The following is a 5,246-nucleotide window of genomic DNA, read 5'->3' on the forward strand; positions in this document are numbered from 1 at the left end:
GTTGTACGCCGTGGCGCCCGCCCAGCCGGCGACGGCGCCACGGGCGGCCCGCACCGCGTCGCGTGCGTCCTTGCGTGAGCCCAGTGCGGCGTTGGCGAGGAACGCGGGGGAGCGTCCGGCCGAGAACACCTGGTAGGAGCGGCCGGACTCGCTGCGCGGGAACTTGCCCCCGACATACAGCTTGTAGGTCTTGCGCACCTCGAGGCGTGACGAGCTCCCCGCGGTGCGTCGCGTCGCGGTCGGGCTCATCGTGTGGCTCCCGTCGTGAGGTAGGCCTCGAGGCCGTGGCGGCCGCCCTCGCGGCCGTAGCCGGACTCCTTGTAGCCGCCGAACGGCGAAGTGGGATCGAAGCGGTTGAAGGTGTTGGCCCACACCACGCCGGCCCGCAGCTGGTCGGCCATCCACAGGATGCGCGATCCCTTCTCGGTCCAGATGCCGGCCGACAGTCCGTATGGCGTGTTGTTGGCTCGCGCGACCGCCTCCTGTGGCGTGCGGAAGGTCAGCACCGACAGCACGGGACCGAAGACCTCCTCCTGCGCGATGCGGTGGGTCTGCGAGACGTCGGTGAAGACCGTTGGGGCAAACCAGAAGCCGCGGTCGGGCAGATCGCAGGGCGGGCTCCACCTGATGGCGCCCTCCGCCTCTCCGACTTCCACGAGGTCGCGGATGCGCTGGAGTTGCGCCGCCGAGTTGATCGCCCCGACGTCGGTGTTCTTGTCGAGCGGGTCACCCACCCGCAGGGTCGTCAGCCGGCGCTTGAGCCGACTGACGACGTCGTCGGCCACCGACTCCTGGACCAGCAGGCGCGACCCGGCGCAGCAGACGTGGCCCTGGTTGAAGAAGATGCCGTTGACGATGCCCTCGACCGCCTGGTCGATCGCCGCGTCGTCGAAGACGATGTTGGCCGCCTTGCCGCCGAGCTCGAGGGTGGCCCGCTTGCGGGTGCCGGCGATGGAGCGGGCGATGGCCTTGCCGACCGCCGTGGAACCGGTGAACGCGATCTTGTCGACGCCTTCGTGCTCCACCAGGGCCTGGCCCGTGGCGCCCGCCCCGGTCACGATGTTGACGACACCGGGCGGCAGGTCGGCCTGCTGGCAGACCTCGGCGAACAACAGCGCCGTCAGCGGCGTGGTCTCGGCCGGCTTGAGCACCACGGTGTTGCCGGTCGCCAGGGCCGGGGCGATCTTCCAGGCAAGCATGAGCAGCGGGAAGTTCCAGGGGATCACCTGGCCCACGACGCCCAGCGGCTTCGGCGACCCGCCCTGCGGCGTGGAGAGACCGGCGTAGTCCAGCTTGTCGGCCCAGCCGGCGTGGTAGAAGAAGTGTGCCGCCGCGGTCGGGATGTCGACGTCGCGCGACTCCTTGATCGGCTTGCCGTTGTCGAGGGTCTCGAGCACCGCGAACTCGCGGGCGCGCTCCTGCAGGATCCGCGCGATCCGGAAGAGGTACTTGCCGCGTTCGGCACCCGACAGGCGTCCCCACGGCCCGGCATACGCCTTGCGGGCCGCCCTGACGGCGCGGTCCACGTCGGCGGCGCTGGCCTCGGTGACCTCCGCCAGCACCTCCTCGGTGGCCGGGCTGATCGACTTGAAGTGCCCACCGCCGTCCGACTCGACGAACTCCCCGCCGATGAACAGGCCGTAGGACGGTCGCAGGTCGACGATCGCCCGTGACTCGGGTGCCGGCGCGTAGGTGAAGGTCATGTCCGCCTCATGGGTCTCGCTGTGCTCGCGTGCTGGTCTGTTCAGTCGATCGTCACGTAGTCGGCGCCGGAGTAGGCCCCGGTGCGCAGCTTGTGCCGTTGCAGGATCAGGTCGTTCAGCAGGCTCGACGCCCCGAACCGGAACCGGGCCGGGTCGAGCCAGTCCTCCCCGGCCGTCTCACTCACGGTGACGAGGTACTTGATGGCGTCCTTGGAGGTGCGGATGCCGCCGGCGGGCTTCACCCCGATCATCTCTCCGGTCTGGTCGCGCCAGTCGCGGACCGCCTCGAGCATGATGAGGGTGACGGGCAGGGTGGCCGCGGGGGAGACCTTGCCGGTGGAGGTCTTGATGAAGTCGGCACCGGCGAGCATGGCCAGGAAGGATGCCCGGCGCACGTTGTCGTAGGTCGCGAGCTCTCCGGTCTCGAGGATGACCTTGAGGTGGGCCGGCCCGCCCTCGGACTCCGGCCGGTCGCAGGCCCCCTTGATCGCGGCGATCTCGTCGAAGACGTCGAGGTAGCGGCCGGACAGGAAGGCGCCGCGGTCGATGACCATGTCGATCTCGTGGGCCCCGGCCTGAACCGCGTCGCGCGTGTCGGCGAGCTTGACCTGCAACGAGGCCCGCCCCGACGGGAAGGCCGTCGCGACTGCAGCCACGTGGATGTCGGTGCCGCGCAGGGCGTCGATCGCCACCGGGACGAGGTCGTTGTAGACGCACACGGCAGCCACCTGCGGGGTGCTGGGGTCGCTCGGGTCGGGCACCCGTGCCTTGGCGCACAGCGACCGCACCTTGCCGTGGGTGTCGGCACCCTCGAGGGTGGTCAGGTCGACCATGCTGATGGCGGTGTCGATCGCCCAGGCCTTGGCCGTGGTCTTGATGGACCGCGTGCCGAGCGCCGCCGCCCGTGCGTCGCAGCCGACCCGGTCCACCCCTGGCAGGCCGTGCAGCCACGAGGTGAGTGCTCGGCCGGTCAGCCGGGTCACGCCCAGGTGGTCCCGGGCTCGGGTGGTGGCGGTGGAGGAACTCACTGCTGGAGTCTAACCGCCTATGCTCGACCCTCGGACGGCGTGCCAGCCGGCCTGACCCGATGATTGCCGAGGACGATGAACGACCCCGCTCCGCCTTCCTCCCGCCACGTTTACCGCCAGCTCTCCCCGCAGGTGACGGGGTGGTGCTTCGTCGCGCTGGCGGCGTTGCTCATCGCGTTGGCGCTGCGGTCCTGGGGCGATCACCCCGCTCCGAAGCTCGTCGTCTGGCTGGTGTTCGGTGCCGTGCTGAGCTGGACCGTGCTGCTGCGTCCCTGCGTGGTGCTCAGCCTGGACGGCGTCACCTTCCGCAACATCATCCGCGACGTCCATCTGCCCTGGAACCAGGTCGATGTGATCGAGCCGCGCTGGAACCTGCGGATCTACACGCCCGAGGACCACGGTTACACCGCGTGGGCCATCTCCTCCCAGGTGGCGCGTCCCAACAGGGGCGGCGTCGGCGTGGGCGGGGGCCTGGGGTTCGGTGGTTTCGGCGGTCTGGGTCGCGCGGCCAGGGCCGACGCTGCTGCCGCGAGTGAGAGCGCCGGCCCCAAACCGGGCAAGAGGGTCACCGCTGCGACCGTGGGCGACGACATCCGCAAGGCTCTGGTGGAGATCGAGGAGGCCGTCGAGCACGGCACCCTGCCGGAGCCGAGCGGCGAGGTGCGTTCCTCGTGGTACTGGCCGGCCGTCGGCGCACTGCTGGCGGTCACGATCGCCGTGGTCCTCGTCATGCTGCTGTGAGACCACAGCCCTGACGCGACAGCCCTGACGCGACAGACATGACGCGCGACGGTTTCTTCAGACTGCGGTGAGCTGCTCCAGCGCGGCGCGGACGCGGGCCAGCCTGGCGGCTGCCTCGGCGCGCGCGGCACCCAGCCCCCCACCGCCGACCGGGACGACGGCCTCGAGGTAGACCTTGAGCTTGGGTTCGGTCCCGCTCGGCCGCACGATGACCCGACTCCCGTCGGCGAGGTGGTAGCGCAACCCCTCGGTGGCGGGCAGCTGTGGTGTCCCGACCGCGAGGTCGTCCACCCGAGAGACCGCGACGTCGGCGATCGAACCGGGCTGCCGCTCCCGCAGGCGCGCCATCACCGTCGCGATCAGGGACAGGTCGGCGACCCGCACGGAGAAGGCGTCGGTGGCGTGCACCCCGTGCGCCACGGCCAGGTCGTCCAGCACGTCCAGCAGCGTGCGTCCCTCACCGTGCAGCGTGGCGGCCAGCTCGGCCACCAGCAGCGCCGCGCTGACCCCGTCCTTGTCACGCACCGTTCCAGGAGCCACGCAGTAGCCGAGCGCCTCCTCGTAGCCGTAGCGCAGGCCCGGCACCCGGGCGATCCACTTGAACCCGGTCAGCGTCTCCTCGTGCCGGATCCCGGCATCGGCGGCCATCGCGGCCAGCAGTCGGGACGAGACGATCGAGTTGGCGAAGACGGCGTCGGCTCCCACCCCGCGGGCGAGCAGGTGCGCGCCGATCAGGGCGCCGACCTCGTCGCCGCGCAGCATCCGCCACCCCGCCGGGTCGAGCTTCGTGGCGGCAGCCGGGTCGGGCACCGCCACGGCACACCGATCGGCGTCGGGGTCGTTGGCGAGCACGAGGTCGGGGTGCACCTCCGCAGCCAGCGCCAACGCCGCGTCGATCGCCCGGGGTTCCTCCGGGTTGGGGAAGGGGACGGTCGGGAAGTCCGGGTCCGGCTCGGCCTGGCTGTCCACCAGCGTCGGGGGCGGGAAGCCGGCCCTCTCGAAGGCGGACACCAGCACTTGGCTGCCGACACCGTGCAGCGCCGTGTGAACGATGCTGATCTCTCGTGGGCTGTCCGGCGCGACCACGGCCGCGGTGGCCTCGAGGTAGGCGTCGACGAGTTCGTCGCCCATCGTGACCCAGCCGTCCGTGGCGAGCGGCACCGATCGCACCGACTCGACCCGACCGATCTCGGTCGAGATGTCCGCGTCCGCGGGGGGGACGATCTGGCTGCCGTCCCCGAGATAGACCTTGTAGCCGTTGTCCTGGGGCGGGTTGTGGCTCGCCGTCACCATGACACCGGCGTCGGCGCCGAGGTGCCGGATCGCAAACGCCAGCACCGGGGTCGGCAGCGGACGGGGCAGCACCATCGCATGACCACCGGCAGCCGTCACGACCGCCGCCGTGTCCCGGGCGAAGTCGTCGGAGCCGCGCCGCGCGTCGAAGCCGATCACCACGGCCGGGTCGTCCACCGTGTGCTTCAGGTATGCCGTGAGGCCGGCTGCCGTCCGGATGACCACCGCACGGTTCATCCGGTTCGGGCCGGCGCCGAGCTCTCCGCGCAGCCCCGCGGTGCCGAACTCGAGCAACCCGCTGAACCGGTCGGCCAGGTCGGCGCGCGCTGCCGCGTCGTGCGGCGCCCGGTCGAGCAGGTCCCGCAGCTCGGCGCGGGTGTCCGGGTCCGGGTCGTCGGCCAGCCACGCAGCCGCCTGCTCGAGCAGGTCGTCCCCGCGGTCCGCCGCCGTCATGCCACTGCCCGGCGGACGATCTGCGCCA

At 71.4% G+C, this 5,246-nt stretch carries 4 protein-coding genes and 1 pseudogene; 1 reads left to right on the forward strand and 4 read right to left on the reverse strand.

Annotated elements, in window-relative coordinates; all coding sequences use genetic code 11:
• The 3 genes and pseudogenes from FRW57_RS16765 to deoC all read right to left on the reverse strand — a co-directional run.
• Positions 1-249, reverse strand: a pseudogene (locus tag FRW57_RS16765) (aldehyde dehydrogenase family protein); the annotation flags it as partial.
• Positions 246-1,703: an aldehyde dehydrogenase family protein gene (locus FRW57_RS16770; protein ID WP_137122457.1), complete on the reverse strand. Its 1,458-nt coding sequence runs from the start codon at positions 1,701-1,703 to the stop codon at positions 246-248. The pseudogene FRW57_RS16765 and the gene FRW57_RS16770, both read right to left, overlap by 4 nt.
• 41 nt (positions 1,704-1,744) lie before the next feature.
• Positions 1,745-2,731 (reverse strand): deoxyribose-phosphate aldolase, encoded by a 987-nt coding sequence (gene deoC, locus FRW57_RS16775; RefSeq protein ID WP_152186529.1) that lies wholly within the window; start codon positions 2,729-2,731, stop codon positions 1,745-1,747.
• A gap of 75 nt (positions 2,732-2,806) precedes the next feature.
• Here deoC and FRW57_RS16780 point away from each other — a divergent pair, with 75 nt between their 5' ends.
• A complete protein-coding gene (locus FRW57_RS16780) occupies positions 2,807-3,472 on the forward strand; it encodes a PH domain-containing protein (protein WP_137122455.1) in 666 nt (221 codons plus the stop codon).
• 57 nt (positions 3,473-3,529) lie between these two features.
• Here the strand turns inward: FRW57_RS16780 and FRW57_RS16785 are convergent, their stop codons facing one another.
• Positions 3,530-5,218, reverse strand: coding sequence for a phospho-sugar mutase (locus FRW57_RS16785; protein ID WP_152186530.1), 1,689 nt, complete (start codon positions 5,216-5,218; stop codon positions 3,530-3,532).
• Between the last annotated feature and the right edge of the window lie 28 nt (positions 5,219-5,246).

This window comes from Segeticoccus rhizosphaerae (genome assembly GCF_009192725.1).
GTDB classification, from domain to species: Bacteria; Actinomycetota; Actinomycetes; order Actinomycetales; family Dermatophilaceae; genus Segeticoccus; species Segeticoccus rhizosphaerae.